The organism is Bradyrhizobium sp. BRP22, from assembly GCF_020194175.1.
GTDB lineage: Bacteria > Pseudomonadota > Alphaproteobacteria > Rhizobiales > Xanthobacteraceae > Bradyrhizobium.
On record NZ_JADYVX010000087.1, the window covers coordinates 1 to 2,673 of the forward strand.

Here is a 2,673-nt window from a genome sequence, read left to right on the forward strand (position 1 = left end):
AAGAGAAAATGGTCATTCGCATTGCCTTGGCGCGCAAGCTCCTCGTCAGACTCAATGCAAAAGCTCGCGATGCGCGAGCCCAATACGCCAATGCAACTTGACAATCCAGATAGTCGCTCACCCCAGCCCTCCCCCGCAAGCGGGGGAGGGAGTCCCGCCTGTTGTGCGGATGGAGTGAATGTATCCATGTGACGCGAGTTCAGCTCCATCCATTCCCTCTCCCGCTTGCGGGAGAGGGTCAGGGTGAGGGCTCTCTCCGCAGCGGGATTGTCGAGGTGGATCGCGAACGGCAGAGTTGGGCGTGCGGGCTCCGCCATTGGCAGTCCCGTTGTGGAGAGACCCTCACCCCAGCCCTCCCCCGCAGGCGGGGGAGGGAGTCCCGCCTGTTGTGCGGACGGAGTGAATGTATCCATGTGAAGCGAGCCCAGCTCTCTCCATTCCCTCTCCCGCTTGCGGGAGAGGGTCAGGGTGAGGGCTCTCTCCGCCCGGGGATTGTCGAGGTGACTCACGAACTCAAGCCTCCCGCCAGCGTCGGGATCTCCAGTGGCTTGAAGCCGTAGTGGTTGAGCCAGCGGACGTCGCTGTCGAACAGTTGGCGCAGGTCGCTCATGCCGTATTTCAGCATCGCGATGCGGTCGATGCCCATGCCCCAGGCGAAGCCCTGGTAGACATCGGGGTCGAGGCCGCAGGCGCGCAGCACGTTCGGATGCACCATGCCGCAGCCGAGGATCTCGAGCCAATCCTCGCCCTCGCCGAAGCGGATCTCGCCCTTCTCGCGACGGCACTGGATGTCGACTTCCAGCGACGGCTCGGTGAACGGGAAGAAGGACGGCCGGAAACGCATGTTGATGTGGTCGACCTCGAAGAACGCCTTGCAGAACTCGTGCAGGATCCATTTGAGGTGGCCGAGATGCGACTGCTTGTCGATCACGAGCCCCTCGACCTGGTGGAATTGCGGCGTGTGGGTCGCGTCCGAATCGATGCGATAGGTGCGGCCGGGACAGATCACGCGGATCGGCGGCTTCTGCGTCAACATGGTGCGCACCTGCACCGGCGAAGTGTGGGTCCGCAGCAGCATGCGCGAGCCGTCTTCCTTCGGGTTGAAGAAGAAGGTGTCGTGCATCTCGCGCGCGGGATGACCGATCGGGAAGTTCAGCTTGGTGAAGTTGTAGTCGTCGGTCTCGATGTCGGGGCCTTCGGCGACCGAAAATCCCATGTCGGCGAAGACCGCCGTCAGTTCGTCCCAGACCTGGCTGAGCGGATGGATGCGGCCGGCTTCGGCCGGCGCCTCGCGCAGCGGCAGCGTGACGTCGATGGTCTCGGAGACGAGGCGGGCGTCGAGCGCGGCCGATTTCAGCACCTCGCGCCGCTCAGCGAGCGCCTGGGTGACCTTGTCCTTGGCGAGGTTGATCGCGGCGCCCTGGGTCTTGCGCTCCTCCGGCGACATCTTGCCGAGCGTCGCAAGCAGCGAGGAGATCGAGCCCTTCTTGCCGAGGGACGCGACGCGCACGGCTTCGAGCGCCGCTTCATCGCCGGCAGCCGTGATGTCGGCAAGGATCCGAGATTCGAGTTGAGCAAGGTCGGTCATGGCAATCCCCTATAGCCAGGATACCAAGCCGGCGCTCCCAGCCCCGGCATGCCCGGACCTAGCCGGGCATGACAACTTCCAGAAAATTCGCAGCGAATGCGATGATGGCTTACGCCGCGAGCGCGGCCTTGGCCTTCTCGGCGATCGCCTGGAACGCGGCGGGCTCGCGGATCGCGAGATCCGACAGCACCTTGCGGTCGACGGTGATGCCCGACTTCGACAGGCCATCGATAAATCGGCTGTAGGTCAGGCCGAACGGGCGCACGGCGGCGTTGAGGCGCTGGATCCAGAGCGCGCGGAAGGTCCGCTTCTTGCGCTTGCGGTCGCGGAACGCATACTGGCCGGCCTTCTCGACCGCCTGCTTGGCGACGCGGATGGTGTTCTTGCGGCGGCCGTAATAGCCCTTGGCAGCCTTGTAGACTTTCTTGTGCTTGGCGTGGGCGGTCACACCGCGTTTGACGCGAGACATGACGGAAATCCTTGACTATCTGAAGAGGTGACGGAGGCCGCGAAATGCGGCTCGGCTCAGGCGCGATCAGGCGTTCGGCAAGAAGTATTTCTTGACGTTGTCGCCGTCGGTCTTGAACAGCACGCGGGTGCCGCGGAGCTGGCGGATCTGCTTGTTGGTCCGCTTGATCATGCCGTGGCGCTTGCCGCGCTGGGCGTGCATCACCTTGCCGGTACCGGTCACTTTGAAGCGCTTTTTGGCGCCCGATTTGGTCTTCAGCTTGGGCATTTGGCTCTCCTTAACGCCGCAACACGAAATCGCCCGCGAGGGGCGTCGGCCGGCTAAAATGCTCGTTAGAGCGTTGAATGTGCTCAGGTTTTTCGTAAAGGAAACAACCTGCACAGGACGTCGCCACGGCAGCCCTTGCTCAGCCGGGCGGCGAAGGCTGCGCTTATGGCAGAGTAGGGGCGAATTGGCAATCCCGGAACTGTGGAGGCCGCGCGGGACCTGTCGGGGATCGTACCGGTCTGTCCGCGATGCTTCACACCTCTCCCGCTTGCGGGGGAGGTCGGCGCGTAGCGCCGGGTGGGGGCTGTTTCCGCTTGCGAGGGCCTGAATCGTGGAGAGACCCCCACCC

3 protein-coding genes and 1 pseudogene are annotated in these 2,673 nt (G+C 63.9%); 1 reads left to right on the plus strand and 3 read right to left on the minus strand.

Annotation, left to right across the window (positions count from 1 at the left end):
* Window positions 1-101, plus strand: a pseudogene (locus I6F35_RS40720) (IS110 family transposase); the annotation flags it as partial.
* A gap of 404 nt (window positions 102-505) precedes the next feature.
* Here I6F35_RS40720 and pheS read toward each other — a convergent pair.
* From pheS to rpmI, 3 genes are all read right to left on the minus strand, one after another.
* Window positions 506-1,588 (minus strand): phenylalanine--tRNA ligase subunit alpha, encoded by a 1,083-nt coding sequence (gene pheS, locus I6F35_RS39410; RefSeq protein ID WP_225122944.1) that lies wholly within the window; start codon window positions 1,586-1,588, stop codon window positions 506-508.
* Window positions 1,589-1,697: 109 nt separating this feature from the next.
* On the minus strand, window positions 1,698-2,057 hold the full coding sequence (gene rplT, locus I6F35_RS39415; RefSeq protein WP_225122945.1) for a 50S ribosomal protein L20: 360 nt from the start codon (window positions 2,055-2,057) through the stop codon (window positions 1,698-1,700).
* Window positions 2,058-2,123: 66 nt separating this feature from the next.
* Window positions 2,124-2,324, minus strand: coding sequence for a 50S ribosomal protein L35 (rpmI, locus tag I6F35_RS39420; RefSeq protein WP_027581333.1), 201 nt, complete (start codon window positions 2,322-2,324; stop codon window positions 2,124-2,126).
* Window positions 2,325-2,673 lie beyond the last annotated feature (349 nt).